At 60.5% G+C, this 21,382-nt stretch carries 19 protein-coding genes and 1 tRNA gene; 16 read left to right on the top strand and 4 right to left on the bottom strand.

The annotated features are described in order from the left end of the window. Positions 1-119 precede the first annotated feature (119 nt). A complete protein-coding gene (gene galU, locus FG381_RS07170; protein ID WP_139688179.1) occupies positions 120-959 on the top strand; it encodes a UTP--glucose-1-phosphate uridylyltransferase GalU in 840 nt (279 codons plus the stop codon). Between the two features lie 85 nt (positions 960-1,044). Here galU and rfaE2 read toward each other — a convergent pair whose 3' ends face one another. The 4 genes from rfaE2 to rfaE1 all read right to left on the bottom strand — a co-directional run bounded on the left by rfaE2 (position 1,045) and on the right by rfaE1 (position 4,099). Next, positions 1,045-1,539: a D-glycero-beta-D-manno-heptose 1-phosphate adenylyltransferase gene (gene rfaE2 / locus FG381_RS07165; RefSeq protein ID WP_139688178.1), complete on the bottom strand. Its 495-nt coding sequence runs from the start codon at positions 1,537-1,539 to the stop codon at positions 1,045-1,047. Continuing rightward, a complete protein-coding gene (gene gmhB, locus FG381_RS07160) occupies positions 1,536-2,108 on the bottom strand; it encodes a D-glycero-beta-D-manno-heptose 1,7-bisphosphate 7-phosphatase (protein ID WP_139688177.1) in 573 nt (190 codons plus the stop codon). The genes rfaE2 and gmhB overlap by 4 nt, the downstream gene beginning before the upstream one ends. Continuing rightward, positions 2,108-3,109 (bottom strand): ADP-glyceromanno-heptose 6-epimerase, encoded by a 1,002-nt coding sequence (gene rfaD, locus FG381_RS07155; RefSeq protein WP_139688176.1) that lies wholly within the window; start codon positions 3,107-3,109, stop codon positions 2,108-2,110. Before rfaD ends, gmhB begins: the two co-directional genes overlap by 1 nt. A gap of 66 nt (positions 3,110-3,175) precedes the next feature. Next, entirely contained in the window at positions 3,176-4,099 is a 924-nt protein-coding gene (rfaE1, locus tag FG381_RS07150; protein ID WP_139688175.1) for a D-glycero-beta-D-manno-heptose-7-phosphate kinase, read from the bottom strand. Between the two features lie 213 nt (positions 4,100-4,312). Between rfaE1 and FG381_RS07145 the strand changes: the two genes are divergently transcribed. From FG381_RS07145 to FG381_RS12765, 15 genes are all read left to right on the top strand, one after another. Continuing rightward, complete coding sequence (locus tag FG381_RS07145; protein ID WP_139688174.1) at positions 4,313-5,695, top strand: phosphomannomutase/phosphoglucomutase; 1,383 nt, start codon at positions 4,313-4,315, stop codon at positions 5,693-5,695. 12 nt (positions 5,696-5,707) lie between these two features. After that, entirely contained in the window at positions 5,708-7,177 is a 1,470-nt protein-coding gene (locus tag FG381_RS07140) for a glucose-6-phosphate isomerase (protein ID WP_139688173.1), read from the top strand. Beyond that, positions 7,174-8,145, top strand: coding sequence for a lipopolysaccharide heptosyltransferase I (gene waaC / locus FG381_RS07135; protein WP_139688172.1), 972 nt, complete (start codon positions 7,174-7,176; stop codon positions 8,143-8,145). The genes FG381_RS07140 and waaC overlap by 4 nt, the downstream gene beginning before the upstream one ends. Before the next feature lie 14 nt (positions 8,146-8,159). After that, positions 8,160-9,473 (top strand): 3-deoxy-D-manno-octulosonic acid transferase, encoded by a 1,314-nt coding sequence (locus FG381_RS07130; RefSeq protein ID WP_139688171.1) that lies wholly within the window; start codon positions 8,160-8,162, stop codon positions 9,471-9,473. After that, positions 9,434-10,267, top strand: coding sequence for a bifunctional hydroxymethylpyrimidine kinase/phosphomethylpyrimidine kinase (thiD, locus tag FG381_RS07125; RefSeq protein WP_139688170.1), 834 nt, complete (start codon positions 9,434-9,436; stop codon positions 10,265-10,267). Before FG381_RS07130 ends, thiD begins: the two co-directional genes overlap by 40 nt. A 69-nt stretch (positions 10,268-10,336) precedes the next feature. Continuing rightward, positions 10,337-10,413: transfer RNA gene (locus FG381_RS07120), tRNA-Met, on the top strand. A gap of 73 nt (positions 10,414-10,486) precedes the next feature. After that, positions 10,487-11,812: a tRNA (N6-isopentenyl adenosine(37)-C2)-methylthiotransferase MiaB gene (miaB, locus tag FG381_RS07115; protein ID WP_139688169.1), complete on the top strand. Its 1,326-nt coding sequence runs from the start codon at positions 10,487-10,489 to the stop codon at positions 11,810-11,812. 49 nt (positions 11,813-11,861) lie between these two features. Continuing rightward, positions 11,862-12,911: a PhoH family protein gene (locus FG381_RS07110; RefSeq protein WP_165697888.1), complete on the top strand. Its 1,050-nt coding sequence runs from the start codon at positions 11,862-11,864 to the stop codon at positions 12,909-12,911. 2 nt (positions 12,912-12,913) lie between these two features. Next, a complete protein-coding gene (gene ybeY, locus FG381_RS07105) occupies positions 12,914-13,366 on the top strand; it encodes an rRNA maturation RNase YbeY (RefSeq protein WP_174857858.1) in 453 nt (150 codons plus the stop codon). A 47-nt stretch (positions 13,367-13,413) separates the two neighbouring features. Next, positions 13,414-14,250, top strand: a complete 837-nt coding sequence (locus FG381_RS07100; RefSeq protein ID WP_139688167.1) for an HlyC/CorC family transporter — start codon at positions 13,414-13,416, stop codon at positions 14,248-14,250. A gap of 13 nt (positions 14,251-14,263) precedes the next feature. Beyond that, on the top strand, positions 14,264-15,805 hold the full coding sequence (gene lnt, locus FG381_RS07095) for an apolipoprotein N-acyltransferase (protein ID WP_165697850.1): 1,542 nt from the start codon (positions 14,264-14,266) through the stop codon (positions 15,803-15,805). 203 nt (positions 15,806-16,008) lie between these two features. Further along, entirely contained in the window at positions 16,009-16,920 is a 912-nt protein-coding gene (gene glyQ / locus FG381_RS07090) for a glycine--tRNA ligase subunit alpha (RefSeq protein WP_139688165.1), read from the top strand. Positions 16,921-16,946: 26 nt separating this feature from the next. Next, on the top strand, positions 16,947-19,037 hold the full coding sequence (gene glyS / locus FG381_RS07085; protein ID WP_139688164.1) for a glycine--tRNA ligase subunit beta: 2,091 nt from the start codon (positions 16,947-16,949) through the stop codon (positions 19,035-19,037). A gap of 121 nt (positions 19,038-19,158) precedes the next feature. Then, on the top strand, positions 19,159-19,872 hold the full coding sequence (locus tag FG381_RS07080; RefSeq protein WP_139688163.1) for a lysophospholipid acyltransferase family protein: 714 nt from the start codon (positions 19,159-19,161) through the stop codon (positions 19,870-19,872). A gap of 64 nt (positions 19,873-19,936) precedes the next feature. Beyond that, positions 19,937-21,373, top strand: coding sequence for a M48 family metallopeptidase (locus FG381_RS12765; RefSeq protein ID WP_226960274.1), 1,437 nt, complete (start codon positions 19,937-19,939; stop codon positions 21,371-21,373). The last annotated feature ends 9 nt before the right edge of the window (positions 21,374-21,382 follow it).

Here is a 21,382-nt window from a genome sequence, read left to right as displayed (position 1 = left end):
CAGTTGCGTCAATGCGCGCTAAGCTCCTGCGCGCATCTCTCGTGCGCAGGCATTCTAAAGCGGCATCTGCCTGGAGGATGTCCTGCCCCCGTTCCGCGATATTCAAGGTTTGAGTTCATATGAAGCCCGTCCGTAAAGTAGTCTTCCCCGTTAATGGTCTCGGCACCCGCTTCCTTCCGGCCACCAAGGCGATGCCGAAGGAAATGCTCCCGGTCGTCGACAAGCCCCTCATTCAGTATGCGCTTGAAGAAGCTGCCGCCGCCGGCGTGACGGAAATGATCTTTGTCACCGGCCGCCACAAGCGTGCCATTGAAGATCATTTCGACCGCTATCCGGAACTTGAGCGCGAGCTTGAGATGAAGGGCAAGGAAGAGCTCCTCGAAATCGTCCGCGGCATTGTTCCTCCGGGCGTGCGCTGCATCTACATTCGTCAGCCGGTTCCGCTCGGACTCGGCCATGCCGTGCTTTGCGCGCAGCCCGTGGTGGAGGATTCTCCCTTCGCCGTGATCCTTGCGGACGATCTGATCGACGGCAAGGTTTCGACGACGCTGCAGCTGATCCGCGCCCGCGAGGAGCAGGGCGGCGGCTCGGTCGTCGCTGTTCAGGACGTGGCGCCTGAAGAAACGAAGAAGTACGGCATTGTGAGCGTTGACGACCAGACGCAGAACACGTCGCGTCTGCGCGGCATCGTCGAAAAGCCTGATCCGAGCGTTGCGCCTTCGCGCCTCGCCGTGATCGGCCGCTATGTGTTTGAACCCGAAATCTTCGATCATCTCGCGAAGATTGCTCCGGGCGTGGGCGGTGAAATCCAGCTCACCGACGGCATTGCCTCGATGCTCAACGAGTCGCCTGCTTTTGCGCACCGCTTTGAAGGCACGCGCTTTGACTGCGGCAGCAAGCAGGGGTTCCTTGACGCCACGATTCACTTCGCCCGCAAGCGCGGCTTCCGCATCGGCTGATCACTCTTCAAGCTGAATCCATGAAAAACGGCCTGCCGGAGAATGCTCCGCAGGCCGTTGGCGTTTCTGGAGAATCGAGAAGCTTTTACTGGGCTCTCACTTTTTTGAGGAGCGCCGTCGTCGAGCGCTGGTGCTCAAACGTAATCGTGATGCACTTTCCGCCCCAGGTGGCGGCAAGCTTGGCTTCGGGGAGCTCCTCGGGCTCGTAGTCGCCGCCTTTGACGTAGATGTCAGGACGTGCAAGCTCAAGGGGCTTCAGCGGCACTTTTTCCGGGAAAATCACGACAAGGTCGACGGATTCGAGCGCCGCGACAACCGCTGCGCGATCGGCTTCCGTATTGATCGGACGGTCGTCGCCCTTGCCGAGCATTTTGACGGAGGCGTCGCTGTTGATGGCGAGAACAAGGCTTGCGCCCAGAGCTCTCGCCTGCGCGAGATAGGTGACGTGTCCGCGGTGAAGGATGTCGAAGACGCCGTTTGTGAAGACCAGGGGTTTGGGAAGCTTCGCCGCACGAAGGGGAAGCTCCTCCATCGTGCAGATCTTTTGCTCAAATGAAGGCGGCGGGCAGCGCAGGCTCATTGTGCTTTTTCCATGAAGGCAGCCATCCAGTCGGAGCGGACGGCAGAGAGGAGGTCCCGGGCCGCATGCGTGGCATCGGCCGAGGGTTCCGGCAGAGATTTCCCGTCAGTGCCGAGAAGTACGCGTTCGGGGAGGCCGGCAAGTCTCCCGGCAGTGCAGTCGCCCGGCTTGTCTCCAAACATGATGGAGCGGCTGAGGTCGATCTGCAGCGCTTCGGCAGCGGCAAGGATCATGCCCGGTTTGGGCTTTCTGCAGCTGCAGTCGATGCGCCAGGGCGGAAGGGCCTTTTCCGGATGATGCGGGCAGAAGCGAACGTCGGTGATGGGAGCGCCCGCGCGGGCGAATTCGCCCTTCATCCAGTCCGTGAGCTTCTGAAAGTCCTCAGTGCTGTAGTAGCCCCGTCCGATGCCGGATTGGTTCGTAACGACAACAAGGAGAAAGCCCGCATCGTAGAGGATCCGGGCAGCCTCAAGGACCCCCGGAATCCACTCGAAATGCTCCCGGTCGTGGACGTAGGCGTGATCGATGTTGATCACGCCGTCGCGGTCGAGAAAAGCTACGCGCGTCATCAGGCAACGGTCGGATACTCTTTGAGGAGCACCTTCATGTAGTCGGACGTGCCTTCCTCGACGGAGCGGAACTCCACGTCGCAGCCCGCAGCGCGAAGCTTCTCAAGGTTCGCCTGCGTATAGGCCTGATATTTCCCCTTGAGCGCTTCCGGGAACGGAATGTACTCAATTTCGCCTGCGCCCACGGCTTCTTCCAGCGTATAGGCGGGAAGCCCCTCGCTCTCGCGAATGGTATTGACGACGGAGAGCGAAACGGCGTTGAAGGGCTGAGCGCGGCCGGTGCCGCAATTGAAGACGCCCGAAACCGGACGATCGAGGAAATGCATGAGGACCTTGCAGACGTCCTCAACGTAGACGAAGTCGCGCTCCTGCGCGCCGTTGGCGTAGCCGAGGCAGCCTTCGAAAAGCTTCACCTTATGGTCGCGCCGGTACTGGAAGTACTGATGGAAGGCAACGGACGCCATGCGGCCCTTGTGCTGCTCATGGGGGCCGTAGACATTGAAGTACTTGAGGCCGATCACGGGCGCGCGGAGGTATCCGAGCTCGCGGCGCAGCACCTGGTCGAAGAGGTACTTGGAGTAGCCGTAGACATTGAGGGGGCCTTCATAACGGACGTCCTCGATGAATTCGGTGTGCGCGCCGTAGGTGGCGGCCGAAGAGGCATAGATGAAGGGGATCCGCAGCTCCTGAGCCCAGCGGTAGAGCTCCAGGGTGTAGCGGTAGTTGTTCTCCATCATGTACTTGCCGTCGAGCTCCATCGTGTCCGAGCAGGCGCCCTGATGGAAGATGGCTTCGGGCTTCGGAGCCGTGCCGGCGCGAACGCGCGCGATGAAGTCGCGCTTGTCGAAGTAGTCCGAAATCGCGCATTTCGTGAGATTGACGAACTTCTCGCTCTTCTCAAGATTGTCGACGGCGATGATGTCGGTAACGCCGCGCTTATTGAGCGCGATCACATTGTTGCAGCCGATGAAGCCGGCTGCGCCCGTAACGAGAATGCTCATTCAGATTCCTAAACGGAAAGGAAAAAAGAAGACCAGAAAAAGGCGTCATTCGCGGCCGTCCGGGGCTCACGCGAAGAGCTCCTCATAGGATACTGCAGCGGTGCCGAGTTTCCCGACAACGATGCCGCCGGCGCGGTTGGCAATCCGTACCGCATCCTCAATCGGCATGCCGGTTGCGAGCATTGCGGCAAGAATGGCGATCACAGTGTCGCCCGCGCCTGAAACGTCGAAGACTTCGCGCGCCTGAGCGGGCACGTTGAATTCGCCCTCAGGCCCGAAAAGCGTCATGCCTTCTTCAGAGCGCGTGAGAAGAAGGTAGGAGAGGTTGAGCTCGCGGCGCAGGTTCTGCGCGCGCTCGATGAGCGCCGCTTCCGACGACCAGCTCCCGACGACCTGGCGCAGCTCCGCGCGGTTCGGCGTAATGACGGTGGCTCCGCGGTAGCGGCTGTAGTCGTCGCCCTTGGGGTCGACGAGAATCGGAAGGTTCTTCGCACGGGCGCTTTCAATCATGTCGGCGATGTGCGAAAGGCCGCCCTTGCCGTAATCGGAGAGGACGAGCGCATTGGTTTCCGAGAGAAGTTCGTTGAAAAGGCCCAGGTGGCGCTTCAGAACTTCTTCAGCCGGGAAGGCTTCGAAGTCGCAGCGCACGAGCTGCTGCTGACGGGCGACCACGCGAAGCTTGACTGTAGTATTAAGCGCCGGATCGAATTCAATCCGGGGCGTAATTCCTTCCTCAATGAGGAGCTTTTCGATCGTGCGGCCAGCTTCGTCGCTTCCGAGAACGGAAAGGAGCGTGGAGGAGGCGCCCACGGAGGCAATATTGCGCGCAACGTTGGCTGCGCCCCCGAGACGTTCCTCAGTGCGCGTCACGCGCACGACGGGAACAGGAGCTTCCGGGGAGATGCGTTCGGCGTCTCCGAACCAGTAGCGGTCGAGCATGGCGTCGCCCGCAACCAGAACGCGGGCTTTTTTGAGCTGAGCTTTATCCATTGGTGGCACTTCAGGATCAGATGGAGAGGGAAGCCTCTCTGAAATCAATTTCTCCGGATTGTAAATGGGCCTTTCAGCCCGCGCGAGATCAGCAATTCCTGCTCTGCCGCCCGGCTAAAATTAAAGGCTTACTTCAGAAGCGGTACGGGGTTCTTCAAAATTGACGGGCTTCGCGTGCGCTTCAATTCGGTTTCTGTCCGGAGATATAGAGAGATGCAGCTTGATCCTTCCATTTTCAAGGCGTACGACATTCGCGGCATAGTCGACAAGACCCTTACAGAAGAGGCTGTCCGTGCTGTCGGCCGGGTGCTCGGCACTCTGGCAGTGGAAGCAGGAGCCCCCTCATTCTGCGTGGCCCGCGACGGGCGCGTTTCCGGCGAGCGGCTGCTCAATGCTCTGATTGACGGCATCGCCTCAACGGGCATCAAGGTGCTCAATGCCGGTGCAGTGCCGACGCCTGTTCTTTATTACGCGACGAAGCATTTTGGAAACGGCACCGGCGTTGCGGTAACGGGGTCCCATAACCCTCCGGAATGGAACGGCCTCAAGATGATGGTTGCGGGGGTCACGCTCTTTGCCGAAAAAATCCAGGATCTTCGACGCCGCGCTGAGGCTGGCGACTGGATTACGGCTGAAAAGCCAGGCGAAGTTGAAGTCATTGACGCGGTCGATCCGTACATTGAAAAAGCGCTCTCCGGGATCAGGATTGAGCGCCGCCTGAAGGTTGTGGCGGATGCCGGAAACGGCATCGGCGGCCCCACCATGCTGGCGCTCTTCTCGCGCGTTGATGTAGACCTGATTCCGCTCTATTGCGATCCGGACGGCACCTTCCCCAATCATCATCCCGATCCTTCGAAGCCCAAGAACCTTTCGGACCTCATTGCCCGCGTGAAGGAAACAGGGGCGGATTACGGTTTTGCAATTGACGGCGACGGCGACCGCTTGGGCGTCGTCACCAATACGGGCGACGTCATTTTCCCCGACCGCCTCATGATGCTTTTCGCCGCCGACATTCTTTCCCGTCATCCGGGAGAACCCATCGTCTACGACGTCAAATGCTCGAGAAAGCTTGTGGACTGGGTCGCTCAAAAGGGCGGCATTCCGACCATCAGCCCGACGGGGCATTCGCTCGTGAAGGCGAAGCTGCGCGAAACGAAGGCTCCCTTTGCGGGCGAAATGTCCGGGCATCTCTTCTTTAACGACGAGCGCTGGACGGGCTTTGACGACGGTATCTATGCAGCTCTGAGGCTCCTCGAGATCCTTTCCCGTTCTGAGAATCCGTCTGAAACGCTCAGAAGCCTTCCCAACGCCGTCAATACGCCGGAACTTCAGATCCCCATGGAGGAAGGCGCGCCCAAGCGCTTTATTGAACGCTTCAGTGCCGGATGCCGGTTTGATGACGCCGAACACGTGATTACGGTCGACGGCGTTCGCGTCGAGTGGAAGGACGGCTTTGCGCTCGCGCGTTCGTCCAATACGACGCCTGTTGTTGTGCTCCGTTTTGAGGGCGACACCCCGGAAGCGCTTGCGCGCATCGAAAAGCGCTTCACGGAAGAAATGAAGCGCATTGACCCTTCGATCAACATTCCTGCCTGAAGGATGCATCCGATGACTTCCGCTTCCAGCAAAAAGAATCAGGCTCCAGAGAGCGTGCCCTTTCTGCGCGACAGCGCTCCTGATCGCACGGAAATCCGCGCCTGCGGCATCAAGCTTGACATTTCCCGTCAGCGCATTTCCGCGGCGGACTTCGAGGGCCTTCTGAAATTTGTTGAAAAGAAGGGACTTCTGGAGGCCCATCGGGCGATGGTCCAGGGGGCGACCGTTAATCAGGGCGAGCATCGCCAGGCGCTCCATACGTCGCTTCGCGCGTTTTCTGCTGAGGCGCCGCGATACGATGAGGTGCTCGCGGAAAGAAAGCGTCTCTTTGATTTCGCCCAGCGCGTGCGCGACGGGCGCTGGCGCGGCTGCCGCGGCGACCGCATTACCGATGTGATCAATATCGGGATCGGCGGCTCAGAAATGGGGCCGCGCGCGGTCTGGCATGCGCTCAGAACGGCAAACCCGGATCTCAGGCTCCATTTCCTCGCTTCCGTCGACGGCGTGCTTCTTGAGCGCATTCTCTCCGTCTGCAACCCCCGGTCGACGCTTGTCGTCGTCTCTTCAAAGAGCTTTACGACCCGCGAAACGCAGGTGAATGCGACAGCGGTCGATCAATGGCTGCTCGATAACGGCATCGTGGGTGCTGACAGAAGCCGCCACATGGTGGTGGTCTCCGCCAACCCTGAAGCCGCCGACATCATGTGTCTGCCTCCCGAAAACCGCTTCCGTCTCTGGAATTGGGTCGGAGGCCGCTTCTCAGTCTGGAGTTCTATCGGCTTGCCTGTTGTCCTTGCCCTGGGAACGGAGGCTTTTACGGAATTCCTGATGGGCGCCAATGAAATGGACCGTCATTCCGTATCTGCCGATGAAGGCGAAAACATTCCGGTGCTTCTCGCCATGATGGAGTACTGGAACGCAACGAAGATGGGCATCACGTCCCATTGCCTTCTGCCCTATGACGAAAGGCTTCGCGTCATCGTGCCCTGGCTGCAGCAGCTCGAGATGGAGTCGCTCGGCAAAACGCACGGACCTGACGGGCATCTCGTTGAAGGCAACACCGGGCTCGAAGTCTGGGGCGCCAACGGCAATGAAGGGCAGCACAGCTTCTACCAGTGGCTTCGGGACGGCACCGGAAGAACGAGCATTGATCTTGTCTGGAGCGAAATGCCCGGCCATCGTTATGCCGAGCACTACCGCGTGCTCCTCGCGAATGCCCGTGCGCAGGCTGAAGCGCTCGTCATGCGCGGGCCTGAAAGCCCGTTTTTCAACGCCGTATCGACGATCGTGCTCGATGCCGTGACGCCAAGGCGTCTGGGGGCCCTGATGGCCATGTACGAACACAAGACCACGATGCTTGGCCACCTCTTCGGACTCAATCCCTTCGATCAGCCGGGCGTGGAGCTCGGCAAGCGGCTTTCGAGAAGCGCGGAGAGAGGTCTTGATCCGAAGAAGGCTCTCGCCGAGGCGAGTGCGTCATGACGGGAGCCAGGCGCATCCTCATCATCAAGTCTTCATCGATGGGAGACATCATTCATGCGCTTCCCGTAGCGCATGACATCCGGAAAGCGCTTCCCGAGGCGCGGATCGACTGGGTGGCTGAGGAGAGCTTCCGGGACATTCCGCGCCTTGCGCCGGCGGTTGAATCCGTGCGCGTCACGGCTTTCCGCCGCTGGCGAAAGTCTCTTTTGAGCAGGGAGACGCGTGCGGAAATCGCATCCCTGAAAAAAGAGCTGGCAGCAGAAGAGTACGACTGCGTTCTCGATATTCAGGGACTCATGCGCTCCGCTCTCGTTGCCCGCTGGACCGGCGTGCCGTCCACCGGGTACACGTGGGGAACCATCCGAGAGCCTCTTGCATCGCTTGCCTATGCTCATAAGCTTGATCTCCCTGAAGCGCTTGGCGCTGTAAAGCGGTATCGCCTCGCGGCAGCGCAGACGCTCGGCTACGAAATTGATCCGGAACATCCGCATTTCGGACTCCTTGCGAGAGATGAGCCTTCTGTCAGAACCGATGCAAAGACCGTTTCCTTTGCGGTGAATACAAGCCGCGATGAAAAGCTCTGGCCGGATGATTCCTGGATGGAGCTCGGCCGCAGGTTTGTGGCTGAGGGCCTCACGCCCGTCATCTACTGGGGCGGCGCAAAGGAAGAAATCCGCGCCAAGCGCGTGGCGGCCGGCATTCCCGGAGCCGTTGTGGCGCCGCGCGCCCGGCTTTCTCAGGTTGCTGCGAGCCTTGCACAGGCCGAACTGATGGTCGGCGTCGATACGGGGCTCGCGCATCTTGCCGCAGCGCTCGGCTGCCCGAGCGTCGGGATATTCGTGGCGACGCCTACGGAAACGCTGCGCCTCATCGGAGACGGTCCCTGCGAGAGTTTGGGCGGCACCAATCAGATGCCGACGGTCGACGAAGTGTTTGAAGCCGCCCGTCGCGTTCGTGCTGAAAAATAAAGAACTGCAGAATCATGAAAATCACCCCCGGGCTTTACCGCGCCATTACAACCGTGGCGCTCCCTCTGGCAAGTCTCTACCTCATGTGGCGCTCGCGACGGCAGCCGGCTTATCGGGACTATTGGGACGAGCGCTTTGCCTGGGGGACATATCCCTTGAGAACGCAGCGGCCCCGCGTCTGGATACATGCGGTGAGCGTCGGGGAAACCAATGCGGCGAAGCCCCTTCTTGAGGCCATGCTTTCCGCCTGGCCCGAGTGCGACGTGATCCTGACGCACATGACGCCCACCGGGCGTGAAGCCGGGAAGAAGCTCGTGCGCATGGCGCCCGAGCGCATCCATCAGTGCTATCTCCCCTATGACGCGCCTTATGCGGTTGAAAAATTTGCGCGGCAAACGCGGCCGACGCTCGGGGTCATCATGGAAACGGAGGTCTGGCCCAATCTCATGAGCGAAATGAAGCGCCGTCAGATCCCGGTGGTGCTTGCCAATGCCCGCGAGAGCGAAAAGTCCCGTGCGCAGGCGGCGCGCTTTATGGACATCATGGCGCCGGCCTTCAGTTCGTTCTCAGCCGTGCTTGCGCAGAGCGACGAGGATAAGGAAAGACTCGAGAGCCTCGGCGCCGTCGACGTGCAGGTAACGGGGAGCGTGAAATTCGATATCCGTCCGGACCTCTCGCAGGTGGCTACAGCCAAGGCGCTTGCCGCTAAGCTCACGCGGCCGGTGGTCCTGATTGCGTCGACCCGCGAGGGCGAAGAGGCGATGTTTGCTGAAGCCTTTAAGACGCATGCCGACCTTCTGCGCAAAGCCCATGTCGTTATTGTTCCCCGTCATCCGGAACGCTTTGACCGGGTTGAGGCGCTCCTGCAGGAATCCGGACTCAAGGTCGTGCGGCGCTCCCGTCTGGCGGCGCCCGAGGAGCTTCCGGAAGGCACGGACGTCATCCTCGGCGACAGCATGGGCGAAATGAGCTTTTACTGCGCGCTTGCGAGCGTCACCATCATGGGCGGATCCTTTGCGCCCTGCGGTTCGCAGAATGTGATTGAACCCGCAATGGCCGGTTCTCCGGTGGTGGTTGGTCCTTCGACCTTCAACTTTGAGCGCATCATCCGCGAAGGCATCGCCGCCGGCGGCATGGTGCAGGTAAAGGATGCCGCAGAAGCGCTGGATGTCGTGGAAAAGTGGCTGGCGGACCCGGGCGAACGGGATCGAGCCGGCGTTGCAGCAGCAGATTTTGCCCGGCGCTGCGCCGGTGCAACCGGCCGCATGATGGCTGTACTGGAGAAGTTATGGACGTACGCGCGCAAAAACGAATCCCGAATGTACTGACGATCGCCGGCATTGATCCTTCAGGCGGAGCCGGGCTTCTCGCCGACGTGAAGGCGATGAGTGCGCTCGGCGCCTATGCCGCGGGGGTTCCTGCAGCGCTTACCGCGCAGAATACGCGGGGCGTCGCGGGCGTCATGCCGATCCCGGCGGCTTTCGTTGAGGCGGAGCTTGAGGCGGTGTTTTCCGACCTGAGAATTGACGCCGTCAAGATCGGGATGCTCAACGACGCAGCGGTCATTGAGACGGTTGCTTCGCAGCTCGAAAAATATGCACCCCGCTGGGTGGTGGTTGATCCCGTTATGGTGGCAAAGAGCGGCGACAGGCTCCTGCGCGAGGATGCGCTCGAGGCGCTTAAGCGCCGCCTGATGCCGCTTGCGACTCTTGTGACGCCCAATCTTCCGGAGGCCGCTGAACTCCTCGCAAAAGGCGAGATGACGAGCCGCGATGAAATGTCGGCCGCTGCCCGGGAAATACGGACTCATCTTCATCCTGAGTGGGTGCTCGTGAAGGGCGGTCATCTCTCGGGCGATGACTCCGCGGATTGCCTTTGCGGGCCGGAAGACTTCACAGAATGGTTTTCAGCGGCGAGGACCCATACTAAAAATACGCACGGGACCGGCTGCACGCTTTCGTCCGCTATTGCGGCGCTCCTGCCGCAGACGGAAAGCGTTCCTCTGGCAGTGAAAAAAGCGAAGGAATACCTTTCGGGCGCCATTCAGCATGCCGATGAACTTTCTGTAGGCAGCGGGCACGGTCCCACGCATCACTTCTGGCAGCTGTGGCAACAAATGTAATTAGTTGTAACTAATTCATCTCCCAGCCTTGACGATTTAAAAACTGATCGGCATAATCACATCCTCTTCGGCGCATTAGCTCAGTCGGTTAGAGCAGAGGAATCATAATCCTTGTGTCCGCGGTTCGAATCCGTGATGCGCCACCAAATTTCGAAGGAAGCCCTGCCAGTGTGCAGGGCTTTTTTCTTATCTGCACATTTCACGCAACGGGTATAAGCCGTGACCGCGAAAAAACTCTATCTCCGCAGCTTCGGCTGCCAAATGAACGACTACGACTCCGGGCGCATTGCTGATCTGCTCGAAGAACGCATGGGCCTTGAAAAGACGGAAAGCCTCGATGAGGCCGACGTCGTCATTCTGAATACATGCTCCATCCGCGAAAAAGCGCAGGAAAAGGTCTTTTCCGACTTAGGACGCATTCGCGAGGCGAAGAAGTGTCATCCCGGCATGATGATTGCCGTGGGCGGCTGCGTGGCAAGTCAGGAAGGAAAGAAGATTCTTGACCGGGCTCCCTGGGTGGACGTCGTCTTCGGACCGCAGACGCTGCACCGCATCCCCGAGCTCCTTGCTGAACGGGAAAAAACCGGCCGGGCGCAGGTCGACGTGAGCTTCCCGGAAATCGAAAAGTTTGATTCGCTTCCCGCCCCGCATGCGAGCGGAGCCGCGGCCTTCGTTTCGATTATGGAAGGATGCTCCAAGTACTGCACTTACTGCGTCGTTCCCTATACGCGAGGCGAAGAAATTTCGCGTCCTCTGGTCGACGTTCTGGTTGAAGTCGCTCAGCTCGCAGATCAGGGCGTGAAGGAAGTGACGCTTCTCGGGCAGAACGTGAATGCATACCGCGGACGGACGCCGGCCGGCGACGAGGCGGACTTTGCGCTCCTTCTCGAATATGTGAGCGAGATTGAAGGCATTGAGCGCATTCGCTATACGACGAGCCATCCGCGCGAATTCACGCAGCGTTTGATTGATGCCTATCGGAAGCTCCCGAAGCTCGTCTCCCACGTGCATCTGCCGGTGCAGTCGGGGTCCGACCGCATCCTTGCCGCCATGAAGCGCGGCTATACGGCGCTTGAATACAAGTCGATCATCCGCCGCCTCAAGGCCGCGCGTCCCGGAATTGCCGTCGCAACCGACATCATCGTCGGATTCCCCGGCGAAACGGAAGACGATTTCGAGCGCACGATGACTCTCATTGAAGACGTGGGCTTTGATGCCAGCTTCAGCTTCGTCTACAGCCCCCGTCCGGGAACGCCGGCTGCAAGACTTCCCGACGACACGCCCTACAGCGTGAAGCTCGCACGCCTGCAGCGCCTGCAGAAGCGCATTGATGAGAATGCGGCGGAAATCAGCCGCGGCATGCTCGGTAAAATCGAGCGTGTGCTTGTTCTCGGGCCCGCCAAGCGCGGCGAAGGCGAACTGATGGCCCGTACGGACAACAATCGAATCGTGAATTTCCCCGGTCCGGCGTCGATCATCAATCAGATGGCGAACGTGCGCATTACGGAAGTCTTTCCGCATACGCTCGGCGGCGAACTCGTGTGAGACGCATCTCTAAGGAACTGTCATGTCCGAGGATGGAAAAAAGAAGGCAATGAATGAGGCGCCCGCTAAAGTGGAGCACCTGTCCTTCGTTGCTGCTGACAATGGAGCGGCGCTCGCGCACCTTTGCGGACCGCTCGATGAAAATCTCCGCCAGATGGAGACGATTCTCAATGTCACGATTTCGCGCCGCGGCGCGCAGTTTCGCGTGACGGGCGACGCGCATGCCGCGAGGCGCGCTCTGCGGGCGCTTGAGGTGCTCCTTGACCGCGTCAACCGCACCGGCAAGGAGCTCACCGTCGACGACGTGCAGTGGCATTTTGTCGGTGGGGACGACGTTTACCGCACCGAGCAGATGGAATCGGGCGAAATGGGGGCGGGAGAGCCTGTGCTCAAGACCCGCCGGCGCGATTTGCGCGGCCGCACGCCCAATCAGCGCGCGTACCTGAGGGCCATCCTCGAGCACGACATCAGCTTCGGCATTGGGCCGGCAGGCACGGGCAAAACCTATCTCGCCGTAGCGGCCGCAGTCGACGCTTTCGAGCGCGGCACGGTGGAGAGAATCGTGCTCACGCGTCCGGCCGTTGAGGCCGGCGAACGGCTCGGCTTCCTCCCGGGCGACCTTTCGCAGAAGGTGGATCCGTATCTGCGTCCCCTCTACGATGCGCTTTTCGACCTCATGGGGTTCGATAAGGCGCAGCGCCTGATGGAGCGCCAGTCGATTGAGGTTGCGCCCCTCGCCTACATGCGCGGGCGCACGCTCAACAACGCCTTCGTGATTCTCGACGAAGCGCAGAATACGACGGGCGAACAGATGAAGATGTTCCTCACGCGCATCGGCTTCGGCTCCAAAGCGGTGATCACGGGCGACATCACGCAGATCGACCTGCCGAAAGGCGTTCTTTCCGGCCTAAAGCAGGCTTCGCGCGTGCTCGAGGGCGTGCGCGGCATCAGCTTTACGCACTTCAGAAGCTCCGACGTTGTGCGCCATCCGCTCGTTGCCCGCATCGTTGAAGCCTATGATGCGGCCGCGCAGGCTGAGGAAGCGGCGAGAAAGGCCGAGCGCGAGTCGCGCCGGAACGATCGCCGAGAGGAGAATTGATCATGGCGCTTACGCTTCACCTTCAGCAGGCTGGACTTTTTCAGCTCCCGCATCGTTCGACCATGGCGCGCTGGATGCGCGCTGCGCTTGAGGGCCGCGACGGAGAGTTCACCGTCCGCTTCGTTCTTGAGGACGAAGGGCGCGAACTCAACCGCCAGTACCGTCGGAAGGACTATGCAACGAACGTGCTCACCTTCGACTACACGCGCGAACCCGTCGTGACGGCGGACATTGTGATTTGCCCGGCAGTGCTTGAGCGTCAGGCAAAGGAGCAGGAGAAGCCCTTCCGGGATCATCTTGCGCATCTCCTCGTTCACGGCGTTCTTCATGCCCGCGGCTACGATCATCTCAATGATGAGGAAGCCGAAGAGATGGAATCGAAGGAGACGGAGATTCTCACGGGGCTCGGCTTCCCCAATCCCTACAGCGACCGCATCGGCATGGTCCATGACTAAGCCTCTGGCGCGGTATAGTCAAAGTTTCTGTACTTAAATTTTCTTCAATGTCCAGCGAACCACCCTCAGGCCGCTCGAAGGGCCTCTTAGACCGCATAGCTTCCGCATTCCGCAATGGGGAATCCGACGAAGGATCCGCGAAGAATGACTTCGCGGAGGCGCTTTCTGAAGCAAGGGCCAACGGCATCATTGCCGCCGACGCTTATTCCATGATCGAGGGAGCGCTCAAGGTCCCGGATCTGCGTGCGTCGGATCTGATGATCCCCCGCGCACAGGTCGATGCCATCGATCTTTCGCAGCCGAGAACCGAATGGGTCCGCATGGTGCTTGAGTCCGGACATTCGCGCTTCCCGGCGGTGGAAGATGACCTCGACAACGTCCTCGGGGTGCTTCACGCAAAGGACCTCCTCAAGCTTCTCATTGATCCCAAGGTCGATCCGAAGACGCTCCTGCGCCCCGCGCGCTTCATTCCGGAGAGCCAGCCCCTCAACGTGCTTCTGCGCGACTTCAAGACGACGCGAAGCCACCTTGCGCTCGTGATCGACGAATTCGGGAGCATCTCGGGCCTCATCACGATCGAGGACGTGCTCGAACAGATCGTGGGCGACATCTCGGACGAGTTCGATCACGACGACAGCAAGACGAACATTGTGGCTGAGGGCGATCGCTGGCGCGTGAAGGCGCTCACGCCGATCGACCAGTTCAACAATTATTTCGGCTCTCAGCTCGTCGACAACTACTGCGACACGATCGGCGGCCTGGTGACGGACCGCTTCGAGCATGTGCCCAAGGTGGGCGAAGTAATTGAGGAAAAAGGCTTCCGCTTCCGTATCGAAGAAGGCGACGATCGGCAGGTCGAAGTTCTTTCCGTTGAACGAATCTGATAAGGAAGGTGCCGTGACGCGCTTCAAATTTCTCGGCGCGCTCGGCGCCGCCTGCCTGTCTCTGACGGCCGGGGTGCTGGCGGTTGCCGCCTACGCGCCCTTTCATTACACCTGGCTCGGGCTTCCGGCCTTTCTGCTCGGTTTTTTCCTGATCGTCAGAGCGGAGTCATTTAAGCCTGCGTTTTTGCGGGCCTGGCTTTTTGCACTCGGCCTTTTTGCCCCCGGGCTCTACTGGACGGTGCGCTCGATGAATGAGTTCGGGCGTCTCCCGATGCCCCTTGCGCTGCTCGGGCTTTTGCTTCTCGCAGCTTTTCTGGCGCTTTTCTGGGGTGCTGCGGCCGGGCTCGCGGCAAGGGCTTCAAAGACGCTTCTTGCGCGCGCCTTCATGCTGGCGGCATTCCTCACGCTTGCCGAGTGGCTGCGCGGCGAAGGGCTTGCCGACTTTGCGTGGCTTACGCCCGCGCTGGCGCTCCTTGATACGTCGCTCGAGGGGCTCGCTCCGCTGGGGGGCGCGCATCTCATCAATTTTGCTTTCTTCACGTCTCTCGCAGCGCTTGTCGTGCTCCTTCTCGGGAAGTCGAGGGCGCGCTTCTGGCTCCTCCTGATTCCGGTGGCGTTGAAGGGCCTCGGATTCTGGGGCATGACTGAGACTTGGTCGGAACCGGCGGGCAGGGCGGAAGTTCGTCTCATTCAAGCCGGACTTCCGGTCGTTGACGGCTGGAGCAAGGCTACGGCAGCGGAGCGCCTCAATGCGGTTGCCGACCTGATGAAGGAACCCTGGCCGTCCGGGGAACTTCCGAAACTCCTTCTTACGCCGGAAGGGATCCTGACGACGGATATTCTGAGACTGAAGCAAGCGGACCAGGAGGCGCTGATCCGATTCGTTGATGCCGCTAAAGGCGCACCGATGCTCTTCAACGGCTTCAGGCGCGATGAAGCGGGCGGCTGGCGCAATTCCTCCTTCTTTGCTGAGGACGGGCGCCTTACGGTGACGGATAAAAGGAAGCTCGTGCCCTTCGGAGAATTTGTGCCTCCCGGCTTCCGGTGGTTTGTGGATCTCCTCGGCATACCGCTCACAGACCTGACGCCCGGGAGCATGGACCAGAAGAATCTTGTCTTCGGGAAAAATTTCAGAGCAGGCGTTCTGATCTGCTACGAGAACATCGACGGCGAAGTGCTCCGCTCCTTCTGGAAGGACCCTGACGGGGCGCCGAACCTCCTTCTGGTGACGGCAAATCTCGGGTGGTTCCATCCGATGATGATCGGGCAGCACCTCGATATGACGCGGCTTCTCGCGAGGGCTTCCGCCCGCCCGGCGGCGAGCGTCAATATGGGCGGCTTTTCGGCTTTTGTCGGCCCGGACGGACGCGTGACGGCGCTTGCGAAAGGCTCGGGGAAGGATGTGCTCACGCGCGAGGTGGAGCTCCGCAAGGGCCCTGAGACGCCCTTTATGCGCTTTGGAAATGCCGCTGCGCTTATCCTGGCGGTTCTTCTCGCTCTTGCCGCCTTCATGGCCGGCCGGGCAGCGTGCAGACGCGAAGCTGAAGGTTCCTGACGTCGGGACCGCCTGGGTTCGGGCGCATTCATTCGCGATGAAGCAGGGCACAGAGCGTGCAGAGTCCGCACGATGCCGGCCTTCAGGCGCGGCAGACGCCTGATCGAGGCGAATATAATTATTGCTTTGCCTCGAGTGCCGCCTCCTGCGGCATTTCTTTCTTATTTTTTGCGCCTCCCCCGCCGGGCGGCGCGGACACGACAATGATTACTTTTCAGGAAGTGATCCTGCGCCTGCAGGAATACTGGAATCGGCAGGGCTGCGCGCTTCTGCAGCCGATCGACATGGAAGTCGGCGCCGGCACCTCTCATACCGCCACGTTCCTGCGCGCCCTGGGGCCTGAACCCTGGCGTGCCGCCTACGTTCAGCCCTCGCGCCGTCCGAAGGACGGCCGCTACGGCGAAAACCCCAACCGCCTGCATCAGCATCACCAGTATCAGGTTGTGCTGAAGCCCGCTCCCACGAACATCGTCGACCTTTACCTCGGCTCGCTCCGTGCGCTCGGCGTTGATACGGAAGTGAACGACATCCGCTTCGTTGAGGACAACTGGGAGAACCCGACGCTCGGCGCCTGGGGTCTCGGCTGGGAAGTCTGGATGAACGGCATGGAAGTGACGCAGTTCACGTACTTCCAGCAGGTGGGCGGCCTTGAATGCAAGCCCATCACGGGCGAGATCACCTATGGTCTCGAACGCCTTACGATGTATCTGCAGAACTGCGACAACGTCTTCGATCTGGTCTTCACGACCTGGAAGGATCCGGACGGCTCCGAGCGCGTTCTCACCTACGGCGACGTCTTCCATCAGAACGAAGTCGAGCAGTCGAAGTACAACTTTGAAGCGAGCGACTGCGACAAGCTCCTCAAGCAGTTCGACTATTTCGAAGGCGAAGCCAAGCGTCTCATGGACCTCAATCTCGCGCTTCCTGCCTACGAGATGGTTCTGAAGGCCGGCCACACATTCAATCTTCTTGACGCGCACGGCGCTATTTCCGTGACCGAGCGCGCCCACTACATCGCCCGCATCCGCGCCATTTCGAGAAATGTCGCGCAGAGCTACTACGACTCGCGCGAGCGCCTCGGCTTCCCGATGCTCAAAAAGCACGAAGCCCGCTGATACGGTTGATGGAGAGCAAACAGAAAATGACGAATCTTCTCGTTGAACTGCAGACCGAAGAGCTCCCGCCGAAGGCGCTGAGGAAGCTCTCGGAAGCCTTTGCCGAAGGCGTTCAGAAGAGCCTTGACGAGGCCCATTTCCTCGGAGAGGGAAGCAAGACCAAGGCCTACGGCGCGCCGCGCCGCCTCGCCGTCCACATCACGAACGTCCGCGCGGTGAGCCCGGATGAAACCTTCCGCCAGAAGCTCGTGCCGGTCAAGGTCGGCATTGCCGCTGACGGCTCGGCCACGCCCGCCCTTAAGAAGAAGATGGCGGCGCTCGGCATTGACTGCCCGGTCGAAAAGCTCGAGCGCGTCAATGACGGCAAGAATGAGCAGCTCGTTTACGAAGGCGTCCGCCCGGGTTCCGAACTCGCGCCCGCCCTTCAGAAGGCGCTCGACTATGCGGTGAAGCACCTCCCGATTCCGAAGGTCATGACCTATCAGCTCGCCGACGGCGAAACGACGGTCTCCTTCGTGCGTCCGGTCCGCTATCTCACGGCGCTCTTCGGCGCCGACGTCGTCCCCGTCGAGCTCTTCGGCCTCAAGGCCGGCCGCACGACGCGCGGCCACCGCTTCCATACACACGACCCCATTGAGATTGCGGATGCCGACAGCTACGAAGCCGCCATGCGCGCGGCCTTTGTCGAGCCCTGCTACGACGCCCGGCGCGCGCGCATCGAGACGGAGCTCAAGGCTCGCGCCGAAGCGCTGAATGCCACGCCCATCATGCCCGACGACCTCCTCGAGGAAGTCTCCGCGCTCACGGAATGGCCGGTCATCTATGAGAGCCAGTTCGAAAAGGAATTCCTCCAGGTTCCGGAAGAATGCCTCATCCTCACGATGCAGCTCAATCAGAAGTATTTCGCTCTGCGCGATGCTGCCGGCAAGCTCATGAACCGCTTCCTCCTCGTGTCGCAGCTTGTCGCGAAGGATGGCGGCAAGGCCATTTCCGAAGGCAACGCCCGCGTTGTCCGCGCGCGTCTGGCTGATGCGAAGTTCTTCTATGACCAGGACCGCCTCACGACGCTCGAAAGCCGCGTTGAGGGCCTGCGCCACGTGGTCTACCACAACAAGCTCGGCAGCCAGTACGAGCGCATGCTCCGCGTACGCGCCATTGCCGGCGCCATCGCAGATCTGATCGGCGCAAACCGCGCTGAGGCGGAACGGGCGGCCACCCTTGCGAAGGCGGATCTGCGCACCCTGATGGTGGGCGAATTCCCTGAACTCCAGGGCATCATGGGCGAATACTATGCGCACCACGACAAGGAACCCGATGACGTGGCGCTCGCGATTCGCGAACACTATCAGCCGCGCTATGCGGGCGATGCGCTCCCCTCGACGCCTGTGAGCCTCGCTGTGGCGCTTGCCGACAAGCTCGAAACCCTGGTGGGTCTCTTCGGCATCGGCCAGCTCCCGACGGGCGAAAAGGATCCCTTCGCGCTTCGCCGCCATGCGCTCGGCGTTCTTCGCATGCTGATCGAGAAGGAGCTCCACGTGAGCCTCCCCGAGATGATCGACGCCGCCTGGGCTGCTGAAAGGGAAGTTCCGGGCGTGACGGACAATCGTCCGGCCCTCGCCGAATTCTTCTCCGATCGTCTGCGCGTGATGCTGCGCGACCGCGGCGCCACGGCTCAGGAAGCCGACGCCATTCTGGCGCTCAATCTTGCGAAGCTCGCCGACATTCCGAAGCGTCTGGCCGCTGTTCAGGCCTTTATGGCGCTTCCCGAATCCGAGGCGCTTTCCGCCGCCAACAAGCGCATCGGCAACATTCTCAAGAAGGTCGAAGGCCATGTTGAGGATGTGATCGACATTTCGAATCTGAAGGAAGATGCCGAGAAGCGCCTCTTCGAGGAGCTTTCCGCGATTGAACCCGAAGCCGACGTGCTTTATGCCGAAGGGCGCTTCGAGGAGATGCTCGTTCTGATCGCGAAGCTTCGCGCCCCGGTCGACGCGTTCTTCGAGAGCGTGATGGTGAATGCCGAGGATCCGGCGCTGCGCGCCAACCGTCTGGCGCTTCTGAAGCGTCTCTACCTCGTCATGAACCGCGTGGCGGAAATTGCCCGTCTCGCGAAGTAATCTGCTTTAGGTCTTAACGGCATAAAGCGACAATAGGCCCGTTGCGGCATGCTGCCTCTGATGCGACAGCATTGCAGCGCGGGCCTTTCGTTTGGGTGCGAATTTCTGGAGGATGAGCCTTATGTCCTTTGTCCATACGCTGCGCGGGTGGATCTTTTACCTGCTTCTTGCCGTTTCCATCATTGGACTCACTATTGGCCTGCTCGTGACCTGGCCCTTCATGACCTACGAGCGCCGCTATGAGGCGATCTGCCGCCCGTGGGCAAAGCTTGCGCTCTGGCTGCTCAAGGCGACCTGCGGGGTTGACGTGAAGGCCGAGGGCGTTGAAAACATGCCGGACACGCCCGTTGTGGTGCTCGCGAAGCACCAGTCGGCATGGGATCCCTTCTGGCTCGGCGCCTATCTGAAGCACCCGCCCTGCTTCATCTACAAGAAGTCGCTCCACTGGCTGCCGTTCCTCGGCTGGGCGCTCGCCTCCATGAACATGATGGCGATCGATCGCAGCAAGGGCCGGCAGGCTTTTGAGCAGTTCATGCGCCGCGGGCCTGAATTTGAAAAGCGCGGCTGGTGGGTGACGCTTTTCCCTGAGGGCACGCGCGTTCCTCCGGGAGAACATGTCCGCTGGAAGACCGGCGGCGCGCGGTTTGCCTGCGCCATGGGGCTCCCGATTCTTCCGGTCGCGCACAATGCGGGCCGCTACTGGCCCAAGAACAGCGTGGCGAAGATTCCGGGCACCATTCAGGTGGTCGTGGGGCCGCTCATCGAAACGAAAGGGCGTGATCCCCATGATGTCACGGCTGAAGTTGAGGCCTGGATCGAAGCGCACGTGCTTTGAGCTGCGAGGCAACGCACCTGGAATAGATTTTTAGAAAGAAGCTCAAAGGAATACTGTGAACATAGTGCCCAGGATTGTCAGGGGAACGGACGACTCGCACCTGACGGTTGAATTTGCAGGCAGGAAGTATCGGATCAATGTCATTCGCAGCAAAAGACGCAAAAAGAACTTTCTGCTCCAGGCGGAGGCAAGATCTTCTTCCTTCAACCTCACCATTCCTGAGGCAGAGGATGCCTTCGCGATCGCCCAGCACTGGAGCGCCTGGTTCTTAACGGTGCTGCTGAAGAAGCCGTATTGCCTGCCGGAGGATGAAAGAGCGGCTTACTGGGCTCAAAGGGATAAAGCTGAGGCGGTGCCGCAGGATCCGCCGCCTCCGGCCCCGGCCAATCGCCATTCGGACGCATGGATAGAAAAAGGCGCGGATGATTCGTATCTGATAGCGCATGTTCCGGGCTTCTGCGTGCGCATTGATATTCTCCGCAGCGCCAGGCTGAAGAGCATGTCGCACATTGAGTTCAATCCGGAAAAGCGCTCCTTCACGCTGAAATTGCCGCTCTGGGCCGATGCCCTCAAGGAGGCGGATGCATATCTCCCGTGGATGCAGAAAGCGCTCCTCGTGGCGGATGCGTCATTGGGTTCCAATGGACGCCCCGGGGCCGGCGTCGGAAAAGAGCCGCGTGAGCACTCTGAGGACATTTCTCAAGAGGAGACTCAGGCGGCCGCTCCGGAAGTAGATGCGAATGGCAGTTCGGAGGCGGATGACGCCGACGACTGGCTCGGCCGCCTTCCGGGAGAGCATGTCATCGAAATTCTGGGCCGCCGGATACCGTATGTCATCAAGCCCCATCCGGGACGCCGCCGCATGAGCGTCTTCATCGTTCCGGGAAGAGGCGTGGAGGTGCGTACGCCCGCCTGGAATACGAGCCGGGCCGCAGCGGAAAGATTCCTCCGAGACCACGCCGACTGGCTGATGGCCAATCTGCCGCACGCCAACATGGCTCCGCTTGAATTCAGGGATGGCGCGTTAATTCCGTACCGGGGGAAAAAGGCCGTTCTGCGGCTCGGGGCGAGGAGCAGCCTGGTGGTGCCCGTCCCTGATGGATATGAGCTCTGGCTGACGCTCCCTCCGGGAAGTTCCGCAGAGGCGGTGAAGATTTCCCTGGCTGCGCTTCTCAGGGAGGCCGCCTGGCGCATCATCAACGATTGCTGGATGCGCGTGATCCCGAGGGCCAAGCGGCTTCCGAAAGGCTGGAGGCTTTCCGACGCCCGCTCGCGCTGGGGCGTCTGTTCGAACAAGGACAATATCCGGCTCTCCTGGCGCCTGATCGCGCTTTCTGACGAAGAGATCGAATACGTGGCGGCCCATGAGCTCGCGCACCTGATGGAATTCAATCATTCGCCGGCTTTCTGGCGCGAGGTCGGGGAGATCCTCCCCGACTGGCAGGAGCGCCACGAGCGGATCAGAGCCAGAAAGGCGAATGAAAAGCTCGATGAGCTTTAAAGCAAGAGC

Source organism: Sutterella faecalis (genome assembly GCF_006337085.1).
Taxonomy (GTDB): Bacteria; Pseudomonadota; Gammaproteobacteria; order Burkholderiales; family Burkholderiaceae_F; genus Sutterella; species Sutterella faecalis.
The sequence above is the reverse complement of the archived record's forward strand: the minus strand, read 5'-3'. Positions and strand labels throughout refer to the sequence as shown.